The sequence below is a fragment of the Pseudomonas sp. BS3782 TE3695 genome, assembly GCF_050435305.1.
In the GTDB taxonomy this organism is placed as follows: domain Bacteria; phylum Pseudomonadota; class Gammaproteobacteria; order Pseudomonadales; family Pseudomonadaceae; genus Aquipseudomonas.
This window is the reverse complement of record NZ_JBNDKB010000001.1, coordinates 5,835,233-5,853,081: the sequence shown is the minus strand read 5'-3', so window position 1 is coordinate 5,853,081 and position 17,849 is coordinate 5,835,233. Positions and strand designations below refer to the sequence as shown.

Here is a 17,849-nt window from a genome sequence, read left to right as displayed (position 1 = left end):
GACTTTGCTTCATCTAGCTTTCCCACTCCTTTTTGGTCAGTTGCCTACTTTATGTCACCTTTCAAAGGCCAGACCGGCCTCAAACGCATCCTCAACGCCTCTGGTTACTCCCTGGACGGTCTGCGCGCGGCCTTCACCGGTGAAGCGGCCTTCCGGCAACTGGTGTTGCTCAATGCCATCCTGATTCCGCTGTCATTCTTCCTCAATGTCAGCCGTGTCGAGCAGGCGCTGCTGATTGCAGTCTGCCTGTTAGCCTTGATCGTCGAGTTGCTCAATTCGGCGGTGGAAGCAGCCATCGACCGCATATCACTGGAGTTGCATCCACTGTCCAAGAACGCCAAGGACATGGGCAGCGCTGCTCAATTCGTGGCGTTGAGCATGATCGCGCTGGTGTGGGCGGTGATTCTGCTTTAAGCGATGGAGGGCAGAACGATCTCGTCGCTGCGCTGAACCCCGGCGGTGAATGCGCGGCACAGTTCGAGGAATTCGCGCATCGCCGATGTCTGATATTTCTGTTTGTGCCAGATGAAATAGAACTGCCGCGCCAGGTCCAGATCCGGTGTTTCCACGGGCACCAGGCTGCCGCGGCGGAACGCATCGCGCAGCGCCAGGCGCGAAATGCAGCCAATTCCCAAACCTGATTCCACCGCGCGCTTGATTGCTTCGGTGTGTTCCAGTTCCAGGCGAATGTTCAGCGCGCTGCGATGGTGTCGCATGGCCTGGTCGAACGTCAGCCGTGTGCCCGAGCCTTGTTCGCGGAGAATCCACGCCTCATGACTCAGCGCCCCCATGGTCGCGATGCCACGTTTGGCCAGCGGATGCTGGGGCGCACAGAACACCACCAGTTCATCTTCGACCCAACTCTGCACTTCGATGTCCGGATGGCTGCAGTCGCCTTCGATTAGACCCAGATCAATTTCATAATGCGCAACCTGTTGCACGATGTTGGCGGTGTTCTGCACATGCAGCTTCACCTGGCTTTCCGGATGACGCTGCATGAAGCTGCCGATCAGTAGAGTGGCGAGGTAATTGCCGATGGTCAGGGTCGCGCCGACCGCCAAAGAGCCGAAACCGGACTTGCCGTTGAGCAAGTCTTCGATCTCCTTGGCCTGATCGAGCAGGGCCACCGCCTGCGGCAACAGTTGTTTGCCGAGAGCGTTGAGGCTCAGCCGTTTGCCGGCGCGATCAAACAGTTGGCAGCTGCACTGACGCTCTAGCTCAGTGATCGAGGTGCTCGCCGCCGATTGCGAGAGGTTGAGCGTCAATGCAGCACGGGATACGCTTTCCTGCTGGGCGACGGCGACGAATACTTGAAGTTGACGGAGAGTAAATCGCATATCGATATAACCGATAACCCTTATCTTAATAATCCAGTTAACAGATATTGTCGCTGCCATTAGAATGCGCTGCAATTGCGCACATCATCGGCGCAGGCAAATCTCCAGGAGTCCCACGTACATGAGCAACATGAACCACGAGCGTGTCCTCAGTGTTCACCACTGGAACGACACTCTGTTCAGCTTCAAGTGCACCCGCGATCCGGGCCTGCGCTTCGAGAACGGTCAGTTCGTGATGATCGGCCTGCAACAGCCCAACGGCCGCCCGCTTATGCGTGCTTACTCGATTGCCAGCCCGAACTGGGAAGAGCATCTCGAGTTCTTCAGCATCAAAGTGCCTGATGGCCCGCTGACTTCCCAGCTGCAGCATCTGAAGGAAGGCGACGAGATCATCATCAGCAAAAAGCCTACCGGCACCCTGGTGCTGGATGACTTGAAGCCTGGCAAACATTTGTACCTGCTCAGCACCGGTACCGGTCTGGCACCGTTCATGAGCGTCATCCAGGACCCGGAAACCTACGAGCGTTTCGAAAAAGTGATCCTGTGCCACGGCGTGCGTTACGTCAATGAAGTCGCTTACCGCGAGTTCATCACCGAGCACCTGCCGCAGAACGAGTTCTTCGGCGAGGCGCTGCGTGACAAGTTGATCTACTACCCGACTGTGACCCGCGAGCCGTTCGAGAATGAAGGCCGCCTGACCGACCTGATGCGCAGCGGCAAGCTGTTCAGCGACATCGGTCTGCCACCGATCAACCCGCAGGACGACCGCGCCATGCTGTGCGGTAGCCCGAGCATGCTCGACGAAACCAGCGAAGTGTTGAACAGCTTCGGCCTGAAAGTTTCGCCGCGGATGCGCGAGCCGGGTGATTACCTGATCGAGCGTGCGTTCGTCGAGAAGTAAGCCGTTGTTTGGGTGACGCAGAGCGTCACTGGATGCATTCCCACGCGGAGCGTGGGAACGATCAGCCCCCATTGCCTGTGCAGGCAATGGGGGCTTTTTTATGCCTGACACAAACCTGTAGGAGCTGCTGAGTGAAACGAAGCTGCGATCTTTTGATGTTGCTTTTAAAAACAGGATCAAAAGATCGCAGCCTCGTTTCACTCGACAGCTCCTACAGGTTGGAGACGGGAATGACTTCGAGCACGCGGATAAGGTCAGGCGTGGGGTAATGCCAGCGCACATCCACATCCCAGAACTGCGCGCCGTATTCCCTTTCTGGCGCAGGAATCTGGTACGCCGGGCGTGGGTCTTGTGCCAGGCATTGTTCGATCAGCTCGACCAAGGGCTCATCAAGCCGTTGAGCATGGTCGTGAGCCTGTTGCAGCGCTGTGTCCGTCCATTGCACGGGAATCAGCGATGGCGGGGCGCTGGCGATGCTGTTGGATGCCGTGTTGATGATGTCGGCGTAAGGCACGTAGGGTTTGATGTCGAGAATCGGCGTCCCGTCGAGCAGGTCGATGCCGGAGATCCACAGCCGATTGGCTTCGACCTTGTCCAGTTTGACCACAGATTGACCGATGCCATTGGGTCGGTGCGTCGCCCGAGTGGCGAATACGCCCATGGATTTGTTGCCACCCAGGCGTGGCGGGCGGACTTTCAGGCGTGGTTTTTCTTCCAGGGCTTGGTGAAACAGGAACAGCAGCCACACGTGGCTGACCTGCTCCAGCCCCTGCACCGCATCACCCTGATCGAACGGTGCCACCAGTTCCAGCACACCTCGAGCGGCTGGGGCCAGTTGCGGCTGGCGCGGAATGGCGAACTTCTCCTTGAAGCAGGAGCGCACGAAGCCGATGGGGGAAACGCTGTAGGTCATGGTTTGGGGTCGAAGCGGGGGGTGGGCGGGCATGATACCCGATTGACCCTTGGGTCGGCGGTGACTGACAGATCGCCTTCGCGAGCAAGCCCGCTCCCACACTGGATTGATGCTGGCCACAAATGGTGCGGCTACAGGAGACCCAATGTGGGAGCGGGCTTGCTCGCGAAGGGCGCACCACGGATTAAAGGCTAAACCCACCATCCAAAGGAATAATATTCCCAGTCATATACGCCCCGGCCGTACTCGCCAAACTGATCGCCAAGGTAGCCATCTCTTCTTCCCGCCCCCAACGCTTCATCGGAATCAGCGCCATGTCCTCGGCCAATGCCTGCTCATCATTGCCAATGTGCTGCGTCATCTTGCTCGGAAAACGTCCCGGTGCGATCACATTAACGTTGATGTGTTGGCTCACCAGCTCCCGCGCCAGAATCCGCGACAGTTGATGCAGGGCAGCCTTGCTCGGGCCGTAGGCATACGCTTGTTCGCCGAAGGACGAAATCCCTGCGACCGAACCAATGTTGATGATCCGTGCCGGATTCGCCGCCGAACCGGCCTTGCGCAGCAACGGTAGAAATTGCTGGATGCAGTTGAACACCGAAGTCACGTTCAGCTGCATGACCTTTTCCCAGCCCTTGACCGGGTAACTCTCCAGCGGTGCGCCCCACGTGGTACCGGCGTTGTTCACCAGAATATCCAACTGACCGATCTGCTCACTCAGGTGCGCAGCCAATTGCTGGACGCCTTCTTCGTGAACCAGGTTGGCAGCTACCGCGTGACAAATCCCGAAGACACTCAGTTCGTTGGCAGTTTGCTGACAGGCGTCGGCATCGCGGGCGCACACGTACACCGCGGCGCCAGCCTCGACATAAGCCTTGGCGATCATTTTGCCGATACCGCGGGTGCCGCCGGTCACCAGAGCGGTGCGGCCTGCGAGAGAAAAATACGGGTGCATAGGGCGAGTCCTGAGGGCAAAGGGTCAGTACACCCTAGTCGTCAGCCGCCAGAAGCGGAGCCACTATTTTTGCGAGGAATGAGGGGCCATATACCCCTGTAGGAGGCGTAAGAGGTGTGGAGCTGTGTAGGAGCTGTCGAGTGAAACGAGGCTGCGATCTTTTGATCTTTCGCTTGGAACTCAAGTGGACAAGAAAAGATCGCAGCCTCGTTTCACTCGACAGCTCCTACACAGCTCCTACACAGCGTTCACAGATAAGATCCGTCCCGCACGTTACTGCGGTCGAACGCGCAGGGTGAGGCCTTTGAGGAAATTGCGCAGCAACTGATCGCCGCAGGTGCGGTAGTTGGTATGGCCGAACTTGCGGAACAACGCGCTCAGCTCAGGCTTGGACACCGGGAACTCGGCCGCCTTGAGGATCGCGTGCATGTCGTCTTCTTTCAGTTCGAAGGCTACGCGCAGTTTTTTCAGGATGATGTTGTTGGTCACTGGCACTTCGATCGGCTGCGGCGGACGGCTTTCGTCCTTGCCGCGCTTGAAGATCACCAGGCCATCGAGGAAATGCGCCATGACTTCGTCCGGGCAGCGTACGAAGCCTTCCTCGTCTTCCTCTTTCTTATCAAGGTAGGTCAGCAGGTCTTCCATGGACACGTCCATGCCGCCGAGCTTGATGATCTCGATGACTTTCTTGTCGCTGATGTCGAGCATGTAGCGCACGCTGCGCAGTACGTCGTTATGAATCATGGTGTGCAATCCTGATATTCAGCAGTGGGCGTCGCATAAGCCGCGGCGCCGAAATGTAGGGCGGCGTGAAAAGTCTTAGAACTTTTCTTTGCCGGACAGGTAGCGCCATTGCCCCAACGGCACTTTGCCGATGGACACGCCGCCGATGCGGATGCGGCGGATGGCGACGACCTTCAGGCCCACGGCCTGGCAAAACAGGGCAATCACGCCCGGTTGTGGGTTCTTCATCGCAAAGCGCAGGCGGTTTTCGTTCTGCCAGCTGGCTTTGACCGGCGGCAGTTCCTTGCCCTTGTAGGTCAGGCCGTGATTCAGGCGGTTGAGGCCGTGAGCCACCATGTCGCCTTCAACCTCGACCACATACTCTTGCTCGATTTTGGCGGAGTCGGCAGTGAGTTTGCGCAGGATCTTCCAGTCCTGGGTGAACACCAGCAGACCGCTGGCATTGGCCTGCAGATCGGTACTGGCGGTCAGGCGCAGGAAGTGGCCCTTGAGCGGGTGTTTGCCGTAGCGGTGTTCTTCGCTCAGGGTCTCGGCGCTGATGGTCGCCATGGCCGTTTCCGCGTCCATGCCCGCAGGGACGTTGAACAAAATGGTCACCGGCTCCGGCGCGGTGGCCTTGGCTTCGGGATCGAGCTCGACTTTTTGGGTGTCGACCTTGAACTGCGGCTCGTCGATGACTTCGCCGTCCACGGTGACCCAGCCGCCCTCGATGAACAGCTCAGCCTCCCGACGGGAACAGCCGACGAGTTCGATGAGGCGTTTGGAGAGACGAATCGGGTCAGTCATGACAGGGCCGTAACAAAAATGGGGTGGGCATTGTACCTGCTGGGCGCCGGTTAATCCCGGCTCCATTTGCGCTGTACGGCTTTTTGTGGGAGCGGGCTTGCTCGCGAAGGCGGTAGATCAGTCAATTTATCTGGTGAATGACACACCGCATTCGCGAGCAAGCCCGCTCCCACATTTGTTCCGTGTTGTGTCAGCCATGCTGTGAACTTTGCTGGTTTTGACGCAAACGCATGTGCAGCAACGGATACGGCTGACCCATACCGTCGTGCTCGGAGCGCCCGATCACCTCAAAACCCTGTTTGAAGTAAAACCCCAACGCCTGCGGGTTCTGTTCGTTGACGTCCAGTTCATCGGCGTTCAGGTGTTCCATGGCATAGCGCAGCAATTGTTTGCCCAGGCCTTTGCCGCGATGCGTCGGGTCGATGAAGAGCATTTCGATCTTGCCCGCCGCCACACCGGCGAACCCGGTGATGCGTTGGCGTGAGTCTTTGGTGCAGATCAGCATCACCGCGTCGAGGTAGCGGGTCAGCACCAGGTTCTTCAGCAGTTCGATGTAACTGTCGGGCAGAAAGTCATGGGTGGCGCGCACCGAGGCTTCCCACACTTGGGTGAGTTCTTCGTAGTCGCTCTGTTTCGGTGTGTGAATGACCGAGTATTGGCGCATGCCCGCTGGCCTCTCTTTCGTGGAAACGCGAGTGCTTTCTCTCACAAAACGATAGACGTAAAAAAGCCCCGCATCTCGTCAAGAGAGCGGGGCTTTTCGTATTTTTTGCGTTTATATCTGTTCAGCCCACAGGTCGTATTCGTCGGCGTCGGTCACTTTGCACCAGACTTTGTCGCCTGGCTTCAAATTGCTGCCGTTGTCGATGAATACATTGCCGTCGATTTCCGGGGCATCGAAGAAGCAACGGCCAACCGCGCCTTGCTCGTCAACTTCATCGACCAGTACTTCGATTTCACGGCCGATGCGCATTTGCAGACGTGCCGAGCTGATGGCTTGCTGGTGCGCCATGAAGCGGTCCCAACGGTCTTGCTTGACGTCGTCCGGCACAATGGCCGCGTCCAGCAGGTTGGCCGGTGCGCCTTCGACCGGCGAGTACTGGAAGCAGCCAACGCGGTCCAGCTGCGCTTCGGTCAGCCAGTTCAGCAGGTACTGGAAGTCTTCTTCGGTTTCGCCAGGGAAGCCGACGATGAAGGTCGAACGGATGATCAGGTCCGGGCAGATTTCGCGCCAGTTCTTGATCCGCGCCAGGGTCTTGTCTTCGAAGGCCGGGCGTTTCATGGCTTTGAGGACTTTCGGGCTGGCGTGCTGGAACGGGATGTCCAGGTACGGCAGGATTTTTCCGGCGGCCATCAGCGGGATCAGCTCGTCGACGTGCGGGTACGGGTAAACGTAGTGCAGACGTACCCAGACGCCGAGGGTACTCAGGGCTTCGCAGAGTTCGGTCATGCGGGTTTTAACCGGCGCGCCGTTCCAGAAGCCGGTGCGGTATTTCACGTCGACGCCGTAGGCGCTGGTGTCCTGGGAAATCACCAACAGCTCTTTGACGCCGGCCTTGACCAGGCGCTGGGCTTCGTCAAGCACGTCACCGACCGGGCGGCTGACCAGTTTGCCGCGCATCGAGGGGATAATGCAGAAGCTGCAGCTATGGTTGCAGCCTTCGGAAATCTTCAGGTAGGCGTAGTGGCGCGGGGTCAGTTTGATCCCCTGCGGCGGTACCAGGTCGATCAGCGGGTTGTGATCCTGACGCGGCGGCACTACATCGTGTACGGCGTTGACCACTTGCTCGTACTGCTGCGGACCGGTCACGGCCAGCACGCTTGGGTGCACGTTGCGAATGTTGCCTTCTTCGACGCCCATGCAGCCGGTCACGATGACCTTGCCGTTTTCCTTGATGGCTTCACCGATCACTTCCAAAGACTCTGCCTTGGCCGAATCGATGAAGCCGCAAGTGTTGACCACCACGACGTCGGCGTCCTGATAAGTGGACACTACGTCATAGCCTTCCATGCGCAGCTGGGTAAGGATGCGCTCGGAGTCGACCAGTGCTTTGGGGCAACCCAGGGATACGAAGCCAACTTTTGGATTGGCCGGCGCAGGAGTGGTGGACATGTCTAACCTCGGTATTTGTGACGCCTCCAGCCGAAGACGGCAAGGCGACAGACGGACGCTATGTTGCGTCTCTGGTCAAAAAGTGCGCAATTCTAGCGGTGAGTGGCGAACTTGACCAGCTTTATGCAGGGAAATGCGACGAGTGCTGCGCTATGCTTCGCGCCTTTACGCTTTACCGATTCTCTACAGTCAATAAAACGTCTGTAACAACAAGTAAAACAGCGCATGCTGCGCCACAAAGCATAGTGCTTCTTATAAGAAGTCCGAGTCAGAGCAGTAGGAGTTTTTGGATGGGGCAGGCAAGTAGTCAGGTGGCGCCCAGCGAGCATTCGGCGGCGAAGCCGATCGGCATGCTGGTCGCAGCAGTCGGGGTGGTTTATGGCGATATCGGCACGAGCCCGCTGTACACCCTCAAAGAAGTGTTTTCCGGTGATTATGGCGTGCCGGTCAACCATGACGGCGTGCTGGGCATTCTGGCGCTGATCTTCTGGTCGCTGATCTGGGTCGTCTCCATCAAATACATGATGTTTGTGCTGCGTGCCGACAACCAGGGCGAGGGCGGGATCATGGCCTTGACCGCGCTGGCGCGACGGGCAGCGGCGGGGCATGCGAAGTTGCGTACCTTGCTGGTGGTCTGCGGGCTGATCGGCGCGGCGCTGTTCTATGGCGACAGCATGATCACGCCAGCGATTTCCGTGCTTTCGGCGATTGAAGGTCTGGGGCTGGCATTCGAGGGCATCGACCACTGGGTGGTGCCGCTGTCGTTGATCGTGCTGGTGGCGTTGTTCCTGATTCAGCGTCACGGTACGGCACGGATCGGCATTCTGTTCGGGCCGATCATGGTCACCTGGTTTCTGGTGCTGGGTGCGCTGGGCGTGTATGGCATCAGTCAGCATCCGGAAGTGTTGCAGGCGATGAATCCGGTGTGGGGCGTACGCTTCTTCATGGTCCACCCGGGCATGGGGATCGCGATTCTTGGCGCCGTGGTGCTGGCCTTGACCGGTGCCGAGGCGTTGTACGCGGACATGGGCCACTTCGGCCGCAAACCGATCGCCCGGGCCTGGTTCATTCTGGTGCTGCCGGCTCTGGTGCTGAACTACTTCGGTCAGGGCGCGTTGCTGCTCGGTGATCCGGAAGCCGCCCGCAACCCGTTCTATCTGCTGGCGCCAAGCTGGGCGTTGATCCCCTTGGTGGGATTATCGACGATGGCCACGGTGATTGCCTCGCAAGCGGTCATCTCCGGCGCGTTCTCGCTGACCCGTCAGGCGATCCAGCTCGGCTACATTCCACGCATGCACATCCAGCACACGTCCAGTGCCGAACAAGGGCAGATTTATATCGGCGCGGTGAACTGGGCGCTGATGGTTGGCGTGATCCTGCTAGTGCTGGGCTTCGAGTCCTCCGGCGCGTTGGCTTCGGCCTACGGCGTGGCGGTGACGGGCACGATGCTGATGACCACCATCCTGGTGTCGGCGGTCATGTTGCTGTTGTGGAAGTGGCCACCGATTCTTGCGGTCCCGGTGTTGCTGGGTTTCCTGTTGGTGGACGGTCTGTATTTTGCCGCCAACGTGCCGAAAATTGTCCAGGGCGGTGCGTTCCCGGTGATTGCCGGTATCGCGCTGTTCGTGTTGATGACCACCTGGAAACGCGGCAAGCAACTGCTGGTGGAGCGAATGGACGAAGGCGGGCTGCCGCTGCCGATCTTCATCAGCAGCATCCGCGTGCAACCGCCGCATCGGGTCCAGGGCACGGCCATTTTTCTCACCGCTCGCCCGGATGCCGTGCCTCATGCGCTGTTGCATAACCTGCTGCATAACCAGGTGCTGCACGAGCAAGTGGTGCTTCTGACGGTGGTGTACGAAGACATCCCGCGCGTCCCGCCGCAACGACGTTTCGAGGTCGATTCCTACGGCGAGGGCTTTTTCCGGGTAATCCTGCACTTCGGCTTCACCGACGAGCCGGACGTGCCAGAAGCCTTGAAACTGTGCCATCTGGATAACCTGGATTTCAGCCCGATGCGCACCACTTACTTCCTCAGTCGCGAGACGGTCATCGCCTCCAAACTCGAAGGCATGGCCCGCTGGCGCGAGACGCTGTTCGCCTTCATGTTGAAGAATGCCAACGGCAATTTGCGCTTCTTCAATTTGCCGTTGAATCGGGTGATTGAGTTGGGTACACAAGTCGAAATGTAAGCCACAACAAAAAGCCCCCGTTGCCATGAAGGTAGCGGGGGCTTTTTTGTGTCGGAGTACATTTTGGGGAGTCGAGGAGATCCCTTGTGGGAGCGGGCTTGCTCGCGAAGACGGACCAACATTCAACATTGATGTCGCCTGACAGTCCGCTTTCGCGAGCAAGCCCGCTCCCACAGGGATCTGCGGTGTCTGCTGGAATGAAAAAGCCGCGTGATTACGCGGCTTTTCCGTCCCTGTGCCTTTACTGACTTCCAGGCAGCGCTTCTTCAGATTCAGTCTTTGTCCGGACAGGTCGCGGTGTCAGTACTTTCACCACATCATCAATCACGGCCTTGCCCATCGCCGTCAGATAATGCGCAGCCCAGGCGTGGCGGTCGGCGTCTTTTATGTAGGCCGCATCCTCGGCAAATGATTTGGCGAGGAACAACAGGTCGGAGGCTTGCGACAAGGCATCAACGATGGGGACGCCGGCGCGGACGTTGAATAATGCCTGATCGGAGCAGTAGATGAGTGGCGTGAAGCCGATGGTTTTCAGTTCTGAGGGGGTGGGCGAATCTGTTTTGCTCATGTCTAACTCCTTAACCCGAGGGAGCGGCCACATTCGTTTCCAAGCGAATGGGTGGCAGCTGTGCGCAGGTTGGAAAACCGGGAGCTAAGGAACCGGCACGCCCGAAGGCGTCCCACGCACAGCCGCCATAACAGGATCGCAGCGTAAAAGCCGCTACCGTACTGATGGGGGGCGCTGTTGTACTTAACTCGACGGGTTTCCAAGCCCGATCACTGAATGGTCAGTGACGTCCGGAGAGTATCCCGTCGAAGAAAAGCGCAACAAGGCGTCAAAGTGCCCAAAAAGGACGATTCGGAGTTTGCCTACAAGGTCTGCGGGTGTCATCCGATATTGCGATACTTTGAAGCAAACAAAACTAAACGCGGCGGGGCAGGTTCCCGGTGAAACCTGATAAATATCGGATGGGCTTGACGGATCGATATTTCCAATGAGACAAGTGTCCACGTTTTATGAAATGTGGACACTCGGAGTTTTTAGCTTCATGAAGAGTCAAGACATTTTGCTTTTATTCAAGATGGCTAGCCTACATGCCCAGGAAGAAAATCTTTTTGGGAAGATGGAGCTTGAGTCGAATTCGAGCATGGTTGAGGAATTGTTGAAGCCCCAGCAGATAAATCGAATGACGGCTGGGGGGCGAGTGGGGCAGCCGCTAGTCACCTACCCCGCTGATGATGAAGAAACTGTATTCCACCGCCAGGAGTTCGACTCACCTTTGGGCGACGAGGATGGGTGGGAAGGGTGGCTGGAGCCTGTATCTTCTCCGTCGCTGGCGAGGTGGAGTGAAGGTTACTCGTTGCGTGCGTTGTCTGCGTCCCTTGGGCTAAGCAAAAGCGAGATTTCAAACTCTATAGCCAGGTGCCGTGAGTCCGGAATGCTTACCAATGACTACGACACCGGGCTTGCGAAAGTTAATCGGCGAGAGCTGCTGAAAATCACCGAGTACGCTCTGAAATACTTTTTCCCCGTGAAGCCGGGCGCGATGGTTCGCGGTATTCCAACCGGCTTCGCCGCACCCGCGCTGTCCAAAAGCATCAAGAGCGCTGGCGGGCTTATTCCGGTTTGGCCTGATGCACTCGGAACTGAGCGTGGTCAGGCGATAGAGCCGCTCTACAAAACTGTGCCGGAAGCGGTGAAGAAGGACAGAATTCTTTACCACTATCTAGCGCTTGTTGATGCGATCCGTCTTGGTGGCCCACGAGAGTGTGGTGTGGCAGTTAGCATTCTAAAAGCAGGGATGGGGCTGAAATAACATGTCATCAAACGCTGATCACAATTATGAGCTCATAGAATTTGTTGCAGACGGCTTGGGGGAGGCGTTTCTTGCTGAGGTTGCCTTTGTCGGCGGTTGCACCACAGCCATGCTGGTCACTGATGCTGCTGTTCTGGATGACATTCGTTTCACCGATGATGTTGACTTGGTGATCGAGCTGGCAGGCATTAGCGCCTGGCAACACCTCACAGAACGGCTGGCGGCCAAGAACTTCAAGATCACCGGTGAGGATGAAGTCAACTGTCGTTTCCGCTTCAACGACGTCGTCGTTGACGTGATGCCTTCTGACCCCGAAGTTCTCGGATATGCCAACCGTTGGTTCGTGGAGGGGCTGTCGAGGGCTGATAAATTTACATTGCCCAGCGGTACGGTCATCCAGATATTCAAACCGACCTACTTTCTTGCGACGAAGCTAGAGGCCTTTAGCGGTCGCGGTGAGGGCGACCCGTACCACAAAGACGTCGAAGACATCATCATCTTGATTGATGGTCGTACAGAGCTTTTGGAAGAAGTTCGCCAGGCTGAGCCTGAACTCAAGGACTTCATCACGACTGGAATTCGAAAACTCACGGTGCTCAGTGGTATCGACTACGTGATTGAAAGCTCGGGCTCGGTGCAGGCTAATCCGGGTAGAGGGCGAATCATCCACAGGCGCATGAAGGATCTGGGCAACGCATGAGATACACGACCAGGTCAGTCATCGGACGGACCAGGAAAGCCAATCATGACTGTGCTGGAGCTTTGTGCGACGGCGACACAGGGCTGTTCGTCATCACGGACGGCACGTCGAAGCCCGGCAGCGGCCGACTGGCTGAATGTTTCGTAAAAGGTGTTTTAGCGGCCTACCCGAAACACATGGATCGGGAGGGTGATATCACTGAGCATGGAGCAGTTGAGCAAGTACTTGGTTCAGTGCTGGCCGAGCTTCACCCCACTTTGTATGCGGGCCAGACAGGGACTACGTGTTACCTGATCGGTTTTGCTGCTCATGGGAAGCTCACGCTTGCGTATGAGGGGGACTGTTCGTGCGGTGTAGTGACACCGGCAGGCACCATCGAGTGGATTACGCCGCCTCACTGCAAGGCCAATTGGAGGCGCGACCGTTCGCACTGTGAGCTGGCGCAAGATCCGGCTCGAAACAGGGTAACCCGGTGCCTGAAGGTTAATCGTGCCCCGGACCCTGACTTTGTCTTTCATCAATTGGCCGTCGGTGAGCGACTGGTGTTCGTAACCGATGGCTTTTGGGCGGAGTTAACGGAGTCTCAGCAAAGCAGCTTGCTGGCTGCTCCAGATGGCGACTTTATCGCTGTTGAAGACGACGTAACGTGGATAGATGTTCAGCTTTAGCCTTGGAATCACAGAGCATCGACATAAAGTCAGGCTTGCTGATAGCACTTCATGTTTGTACATGTAAAAAAGCCCCCGCAACCTCAAGGCCGCGGGGGCTTTTTCGTAGGCGGGACTCAGCTCACTCCTGAGCAGTCGTTTCCTTCGCTTGACGCTTCTCGATCACATCCACCAACCGCCGGGCCAATGCCGGGTAGTTCTCGTCGAAGTGATGGCCGCCAGGCAGTTTCATCGCTTCGCCTACGGCGGTCTTGTCGGTGCAGCCGCTTTCGTCGACTTCTTCTTCACCATAGATGCACACCACTTTTGCGGGGGGCAGCTTGGCCATTTCCGGGCCGGTGGCGGCTTCTTTGCCGGCGTTGCCGAGCCAGCCTTCGACTTCGATTTCGAAGCTGCCGGTGCGGGCGAAGGCCAGCAGGATGATTGCGTCGACGCGCTGCTGCTCCGCTTCCGGCAGGCGGTTGTAGATGGCGGGCAATACGTCGGCGCCGAATGAGTAACCGGTCAGGATGAAGCGCTTGGTGCCCCATTTCTGCCGGTAGTGCTGCATCAGTTCGGTCAGGTCCAGCGCGCTCTGTTCCGGGCTTTTGTGTTGCCAGTAGTAGCGCAGGGTGTCGATGCCGACCACCGGGTAGCCGATCTTGGCCATCTCGCCGGCTACATCACGGTCCAGGTCGCGCCAGCCGCCGTCGCCGGAAAGGAACAGGGTAACGGTGTCCTTGGCTTGACCGGCCGGGACTTCGACCACCGGGATCTGCAGGCCACCAGCGGCTTTATCGCCACCGACGAGGATTTTGCGCAGTTCGTTGTTCAGCACTTGCGGCAGGTTGATGTCGTAGTCGCTGATGCTGGTTTCGGCGTTTGGCTGGTCACGCACGAAGCCGGCGCTGGTGTCGTCGGGGTTGTCGTTCCAGGCCACCAGCCAATGGCCATGAGCGGCGGTTTTTGGCAGCAGGTGCGTGCAGCCGGGTTTTTCCAGGGCCAGGTCAACCGAAATGGCCTGGGCCTTGTCGTCCTTCTGCTCGGCCAGCCAGCGCCACGCCAGCACGGCGCCAGGGCCGATGCCGCTGACCAGGGTTGCCGGGCCTTTGAGTTGCTTGAGGCCTGCTTGCAAGGCGTGACCTTGCAGGATGCAGTCCTTGGGCAGGATCACCTGGACGATCTGCGCCGAGCCGCTGCGGCTCAGGGTCAGCAATTGTTTGTCGCTGAGCTTCTGCTCTTCATTGACCGCCACCAGCACCTGGGCGCGCGGCGTGTTGCCGGGGATGACGCGGGTCATCGCGGCGCCATCGGCCGGCGTCAGCAGTTCGAGGGTCGGTTCTGGGGCCGGGCGTTTCAGGTACCAGTAACCGCCGCCGACCATCAGGGCCAGCACTACCAGTGTGGCCAGTACATACCGCAGGGAGCGTTGAATCATCAGCGTTTCACCAATCCAGTCAAGCCGCCTGCAATCAGGGCGGCAGTGTCGGCCAGGGCCACCAGCGGATCGAGTCCGGCGGGCACGGCCATATAGCGGGGTTCCCAGTCGGGCTGGAATTTGTCTTTGAAGCGGCGCAAACCTTGGAAGTTGTACAGCTGCTCACCACGGCGGAATACCATCGAGCCCAGGCGCTGGGTCAGTGGTGCGCCGCGCCGGGGTTGCAACCCCGACAACGGCACCATGCCCAGGCTGAAGCGCGCGTATCCATGATTTTTATAATGTTGAATCAGGCCGACCATCATGAATTCCATGGTCAGCTTGGGGGCGTCGGGGTGCGCGCGCATCAGGTCGAGGCTGGCCAGTTCATGGCCGTAGGTCTCGAGCAGGTTGGCGAACGCTACCGGGCGCCCTTCGAAACGAATCACCGCGACGCGGAAGTGCTTGAGGTAATCATCACTGAAACGGCCGAGCGAGAAGCCTTTCTCGCGCACGTTCTTGCCGGTCAGCCAGGCGTCCGAAATAGCCTTGAGTTCATTCATCGGCGCTTGCCCCGGCTCATGGATTTCCAGCGACAGGCCATCACGGGTGCCGCGGTTCCAGGTGTAGCGCAGGTCCTTCATCTCTTTGCCCTTGGCTTCGAGATCAAAGCGGTGCAGATCGACCCGGGCTTCTTCGCCGAGCTTGATCGCGGTCAGGCCGATGTCCATGTAATACGGCAGGTTCTCGGCACGCACTTGATAGAACACAGGGCGGGCGTGGTGGATATCGCAGAGGTCGCGGAACTGCCAGATCATTTCCGCCCGCTGCTGGCTCGGGCCGATAGGGTCATACAACGCCACCAGGCTGCGACCACGGCGGGCGTACATCAGAAACGCCTCGTCGTTGGGGTGAAACAGCAGCGCCTTGTCACCGGTCAGCGCCAGGCCCCCATCCGGTTGGGACGAGGCCATGAGAATCTTTACGGCGCGGTCCAGTTCATCGGGCGTTGGCAGATGGATCACCGGGCGCGCGGTGCGCAGCAGCCAGGTCAGGGACACCACCACCAGCAGGACCGCGGCGCCGAGCAGCGAGCGCAGGCCACGTGGGGCATCGGCATCGAGGGTGAACTGCCACCAGAGTTGATGGCTATAGGGAACGTCCTGATAGGCGAACAGCAGCAACCAGATCGATGCGCCGAGTACGCACAGGCTTGCCACCAGGTACAGCGGCGAAAACGGCACTTCGGTCAGGCGACTGGGGCGATAGAACGAACGCCGGAAAACCCCCAGCAAACTCGCGGTCAGGGTCATCAGGCAAGCCTCTTCCCAGTCAAAGCCTTTGAGCAGAGAGAGCAGGGCGCCGACCAACAACAGAATGGTGGTCAGCATCCACGCGGCTGACAGGCGGCGACGCAGCCCCTGAGCCAGCAGCAGGCAGAGCACGCCTACAAGGCTGGCGCCGAAGTGCGAGGCGTCAACCAAGCGATGCGGGATCAGAAAGCCGATGTGTTCAAGACGGGTATCGATCTCCGGCGTCACGCCGGAAAACAGCAGCACCACGCCGGACAGGAACACCAGCACCGCCAGAATCGGCGCGGCCAGGCCAGAGGCCGCACGCAACGACTGGCGCGATTGAAACAGGCGCTGGCCTTCGTTGACCAGCAGCAGTACGCACGCCACCAGCAGCGGCAACACCACGTAGATCAGACGATAGAGCAGCAGCGCGGCGGCCAGTGGCGCGGCGCCGAGCTTGTCGGCGAAGGCCGCGAGCAAAATCGCTTCGAACACCCCGACACCACCCGGTACATGGCTGAGCACGCCAGCGGCCAGGGCCAATAGATAGACCAGCAGGAACGCACTGAAGGGTGGCGCTTCCGGCAGCAACAGATAGAGCACGGTCGCGGCGGCGGCCACGTCCAGGGCGGTGATGACCAGTTGCAGGAACGTCAGGCGGCGACCCGGCAGGCGCAAGGTGCGGCGACCGACCTTGACCAGCAGGTTGTCGGGATAAGGCTGTTCCGGCAAGCGGCGGCGATAGATGCCGATGGCCAGCACTATTGAGAGCAGCAGCACGGCCACGGCAATCGCACCCAGCAACGTCTCGGAGAAACCCAGGGCCACGGAGGCGGCGGGCAGGTTGCTGAGGGTGGCGAGGGCGGCCAGGGGCGGAAGGGCGCAGCCGAGCGAGAGGCTGGCAAACAAGGTCATGCGCGCGACTTCCGAAGCCCCCACACCATGACGAGCATATAAACGGTAGCGAACCGAGCCGCCTGACAGCAGCGACAGGCCGATGGCGTTGCCAATGGCAAATGCGGTGAAGCCGCCCAATGCCAATATTCGCGGCGCCAGCGTCACGCCGGCATAACGGCTGGCCGACCATTCGTAACCCAGCAGAATGATGAAACCGATAACGGTCGCGCCGAGCGCGCCCAGCAAGGCCGGTTTCGGCACTTCCAGAATCGAGTCGTGCAGCGCGTACAGATCGAGTTCGCTCAGCAGGTGACGACAGGCAATCAGCGCGATGGCGAACAAGAGCAAAGTGACTGCCAGCCCGATGGGTTGGCGATATTTGCTGATTCGATCCAGCAAGCGTAAACGTTCGGCTTTGATCGGTTGTGTCGCTGTGACAGTGTCTTGTGAATCAGACGAGTTGGCGCGCATCAATCACCTCTTGGATTGTGCGCGACAGGATGGAGGTATCCAGCCAAGTTACCAATCCCTGCGGAAAAAAATAATTACAAATATTAACGACTCACCGAATGCCGGCGATAGCGCGTCATCAGTCGTAGAGGCTTGCGCCTGTGGTTCATTCTGCTTTTGAACTCACAGTCTGGCGATCCCGAACGGCTCACTACACGGTGACAGATCATTGTTGCGAAAGGTCTTTTTCAACAGACACAAAAAAGGCCACTCTTTCGAGTAGCCTTTTTTGATGTTTGGTTGCGGGAGCCGGATTTGAACCGACGACCTTCGGGTTATGAGCCCGACGAGCTACCAGACTGCTCCATCCCGCGTCTGTGTGGCGGCATTCTACAGGCGAACGCCCCAGTGTCAACCGTTAATCCCAGTATGGCTCAAATAAGTTCAAACCGACGGCGAATGGTCGAAGGGGAGACCTAAGTTTCGGAATCAGAACGATTTCTTGTTTCTGTGCGGTAAGGCATGGACCGCTGATTTTTTACAAAACAGGCACGCACAAAAAAGGCCACTCTTTCGAGTAGCCTTTTTTGATGTTTGGTTGCGGGAGCCGGATTTGAACCGACGACCTTCGGGTTATGAGCCCGACGAGCTACCAGACTGCTCCATCCCGCGTCTGTGTGTCGGC

16 protein-coding genes and 2 tRNA genes are annotated in these 17,849 nt (G+C 58.5%); 6 read left to right on the top strand and 12 right to left on the bottom strand.

The features are described from left to right. The first annotated feature begins 51 nt into the window (after nt 1-51). Nucleotides 52-414 (top strand): diacylglycerol kinase, encoded by a 363-nt coding sequence (locus ABH909_RS26525; protein WP_007907286.1) that lies wholly within the window; start codon nt 52-54, stop codon nt 412-414. Here the strand turns inward: ABH909_RS26525 and ABH909_RS26520 are convergent. After that, entirely contained in the window at nt 411-1,337 is a 927-nt protein-coding gene (locus ABH909_RS26520) for a LysR family transcriptional regulator (protein WP_429438825.1), read from the bottom strand. The two genes, ABH909_RS26525 and ABH909_RS26520, sit on opposite strands and share 4 nt — an antisense overlap. Before the next feature lie 121 nt (nt 1,338-1,458). Here ABH909_RS26520 and fpr point away from each other — a divergent pair, with 121 nt between their 5' ends. Then, nucleotides 1,459-2,238 (top strand): ferredoxin-NADP reductase, encoded by a 780-nt coding sequence (gene fpr / locus ABH909_RS26515; RefSeq protein ID WP_003443014.1) that lies wholly within the window; start codon nt 1,459-1,461, stop codon nt 2,236-2,238. A gap of 211 nt (nt 2,239-2,449) precedes the next feature. On the opposite strand, the gene tsaA is transcribed toward fpr, so the two are convergent. The 6 genes from tsaA to rimO all read right to left on the bottom strand — a co-directional run bounded on the left by tsaA (nt 2,450) and on the right by rimO (nt 7,749). After that, complete coding sequence (gene tsaA, locus ABH909_RS26510) at nt 2,450-3,151, bottom strand: tRNA (N6-threonylcarbamoyladenosine(37)-N6)-methyltransferase TrmO (protein ID WP_429438822.1); 702 nt, start codon at nt 3,149-3,151, stop codon at nt 2,450-2,452. Nucleotides 3,152-3,335: 184 nt separating this feature from the next. Then, nucleotides 3,336-4,106, bottom strand: coding sequence for an SDR family oxidoreductase (locus ABH909_RS26505; RefSeq protein ID WP_429438819.1), 771 nt, complete (start codon nt 4,104-4,106; stop codon nt 3,336-3,338). 273 nt (nt 4,107-4,379) lie between these two features. Continuing rightward, nucleotides 4,380-4,850, bottom strand: coding sequence for a DUF1456 family protein (locus ABH909_RS26500; RefSeq protein ID WP_008010137.1), 471 nt, complete (start codon nt 4,848-4,850; stop codon nt 4,380-4,382). 75 nt (nt 4,851-4,925) lie between these two features. Continuing rightward, nucleotides 4,926-5,636 (bottom strand): rRNA pseudouridine synthase, encoded by a 711-nt coding sequence (locus ABH909_RS26495; protein ID WP_429438817.1) that lies wholly within the window; start codon nt 5,634-5,636, stop codon nt 4,926-4,928. 190 nt (nt 5,637-5,826) lie between these two features. Beyond that, a complete protein-coding gene (locus tag ABH909_RS26490) occupies nt 5,827-6,300 on the bottom strand; it encodes a GNAT family N-acetyltransferase (protein ID WP_429438814.1) in 474 nt (157 codons plus the stop codon). Nucleotides 6,301-6,411: 111 nt separating this feature from the next. Beyond that, on the bottom strand, nt 6,412-7,749 hold the full coding sequence (rimO, locus tag ABH909_RS26485) for a 30S ribosomal protein S12 methylthiotransferase RimO (protein ID WP_008072723.1): 1,338 nt from the start codon (nt 7,747-7,749) through the stop codon (nt 6,412-6,414). A gap of 290 nt (nt 7,750-8,039) precedes the next feature. Here rimO and ABH909_RS26480 point away from each other — a divergent pair, with 290 nt between their 5' ends. After that, nucleotides 8,040-9,941: a potassium transporter Kup gene (locus tag ABH909_RS26480; RefSeq protein ID WP_429438810.1), complete on the top strand. Its 1,902-nt coding sequence runs from the start codon at nt 8,040-8,042 to the stop codon at nt 9,939-9,941. A gap of 241 nt (nt 9,942-10,182) precedes the next feature. On the opposite strand, the gene ABH909_RS26475 is transcribed toward ABH909_RS26480, so the two are convergent. Next, on the bottom strand, nt 10,183-10,509 hold the full coding sequence (locus ABH909_RS26475) for a DUF3077 domain-containing protein (RefSeq protein WP_429438807.1): 327 nt from the start codon (nt 10,507-10,509) through the stop codon (nt 10,183-10,185). Between the two features lie 454 nt (nt 10,510-10,963). Here ABH909_RS26475 and ABH909_RS26470 point away from each other — a divergent pair, with 454 nt between their 5' ends. Genes ABH909_RS26470 through ABH909_RS26460 form a run of 3 tightly spaced genes read left to right on the top strand, consistent with a single transcriptional unit; the run spans nt 10,964 to nt 13,126 of the window. Further along, nucleotides 10,964-11,758 carry a MarR family transcriptional regulator gene (locus ABH909_RS26470; RefSeq protein WP_429440115.1) on the top strand — a complete coding sequence of 265 codons (795 nt, stop codon included), beginning with the start codon at nt 10,964-10,966 and terminating at the stop codon, nt 11,756-11,758. A 1-nt stretch (nt 11,759) separates the two neighbouring features. Next, nucleotides 11,760-12,458 carry a hypothetical protein gene (locus ABH909_RS26465; protein ID WP_429438804.1) on the top strand — a complete coding sequence of 233 codons (699 nt, stop codon included), beginning with the start codon at nt 11,760-11,762 and terminating at the stop codon, nt 12,456-12,458. Then, nucleotides 12,455-13,126, top strand: a complete 672-nt coding sequence (locus ABH909_RS26460; RefSeq protein WP_429438801.1) for a PP2C family protein-serine/threonine phosphatase — start codon at nt 12,455-12,457, stop codon at nt 13,124-13,126. The genes ABH909_RS26465 and ABH909_RS26460 overlap by 4 nt, the downstream gene beginning before the upstream one ends. Nucleotides 13,127-13,247: 121 nt before the next feature. Here ABH909_RS26460 and ABH909_RS26455 read toward each other — a convergent pair whose 3' ends face one another. The 4 genes from ABH909_RS26455 to ABH909_RS26440 all read right to left on the bottom strand — a co-directional run bounded on the left by ABH909_RS26455 (nt 13,248) and on the right by ABH909_RS26440 (nt 17,836). Further along, complete coding sequence (locus ABH909_RS26455; RefSeq protein WP_429438798.1) at nt 13,248-14,543, bottom strand: AcvB/VirJ family lysyl-phosphatidylglycerol hydrolase; 1,296 nt, start codon at nt 14,541-14,543, stop codon at nt 13,248-13,250. Further along, nucleotides 14,543-17,185: a bifunctional lysylphosphatidylglycerol flippase/synthetase MprF gene (gene mprF / locus ABH909_RS26450; RefSeq protein WP_429438795.1), complete on the bottom strand. Its 2,643-nt coding sequence runs from the start codon at nt 17,183-17,185 to the stop codon at nt 14,543-14,545. Before mprF ends, ABH909_RS26455 begins: the two co-directional genes overlap by 1 nt. A gap of 276 nt (nt 17,186-17,461) precedes the next feature. Further along, nucleotides 17,462-17,538 (bottom strand) — tRNA-Met (locus ABH909_RS26445). A gap of 221 nt (nt 17,539-17,759) precedes the next feature. Beyond that, nucleotides 17,760-17,836: transfer RNA gene (locus ABH909_RS26440), tRNA-Met, on the bottom strand. Between the last annotated feature and the right edge of the window lie 13 nt (nt 17,837-17,849).

Excerpts from the sequence above, each read along its gene's own strand:
- ABH909_RS26505 (WP_429438819.1), bottom strand. The coding sequence starts at position 4,106 with ATGCACCCGTATTTTTCTCTCGCAGGCCGCACCGCTCTGGTGACCGGC.
- fpr (WP_003443014.1), top strand. The coding sequence starts at position 1,459 with ATGAGCAACATGAACCACGAGCGTGTCCTCAGTGTTCACCACTGGAAC.
- ABH909_RS26475 (WP_429438807.1), bottom strand. The coding sequence starts at position 10,509 with ATGAGCAAAACAGATTCGCCCACCCCCTCAGAACTGAAAACCATCGGC.
- ABH909_RS26470 (WP_429440115.1), top strand. The coding sequence starts at position 10,964 with ATGTGGACACTCGGAGTTTTTAGCTTCATGAAGAGTCAAGACATTTTG.
- ABH909_RS26455 (WP_429438798.1), bottom strand. The coding sequence starts at position 14,543 with ATGATTCAACGCTCCCTGCGGTATGTACTGGCCACACTGGTAGTGCTG.
- ABH909_RS26490 (WP_429438814.1), bottom strand. The coding sequence starts at position 6,300 with ATGCGCCAATACTCGGTCATTCACACACCGAAACAGAGCGACTACGAA.
- ABH909_RS26525 (WP_007907286.1), top strand. The coding sequence starts at position 52 with ATGTCACCTTTCAAAGGCCAGACCGGCCTCAAACGCATCCTCAACGCC.
- ABH909_RS26500 (WP_008010137.1), bottom strand. The coding sequence starts at position 4,850 with ATGATTCATAACGACGTACTGCGCAGCGTGCGCTACATGCTCGACATC.
- ABH909_RS26520 (WP_429438825.1), bottom strand. The coding sequence starts at position 1,337 with ATGCGATTTACTCTCCGTCAACTTCAAGTATTCGTCGCCGTCGCCCAG.
- ABH909_RS26465 (WP_429438804.1), top strand. The coding sequence starts at position 11,760 with ATGTCATCAAACGCTGATCACAATTATGAGCTCATAGAATTTGTTGCA.
- ABH909_RS26495 (WP_429438817.1), bottom strand. The coding sequence starts at position 5,636 with ATGACTGACCCGATTCGTCTCTCCAAACGCCTCATCGAACTCGTCGGC.
- ABH909_RS26480 (WP_429438810.1), top strand. The coding sequence starts at position 8,040 with ATGGGGCAGGCAAGTAGTCAGGTGGCGCCCAGCGAGCATTCGGCGGCG.
- rimO (WP_008072723.1), bottom strand. The coding sequence starts at position 7,749 with ATGTCCACCACTCCTGCGCCGGCCAATCCAAAAGTTGGCTTCGTATCC.
- ABH909_RS26460 (WP_429438801.1), top strand. The coding sequence starts at position 12,455 with ATGAGATACACGACCAGGTCAGTCATCGGACGGACCAGGAAAGCCAAT.
- tsaA (WP_429438822.1), bottom strand. The coding sequence starts at position 3,151 with ATGACCTACAGCGTTTCCCCCATCGGCTTCGTGCGCTCCTGCTTCAAG.
- mprF (WP_429438795.1), bottom strand. The coding sequence starts at position 17,185 with ATGCGCGCCAACTCGTCTGATTCACAAGACACTGTCACAGCGACACAA.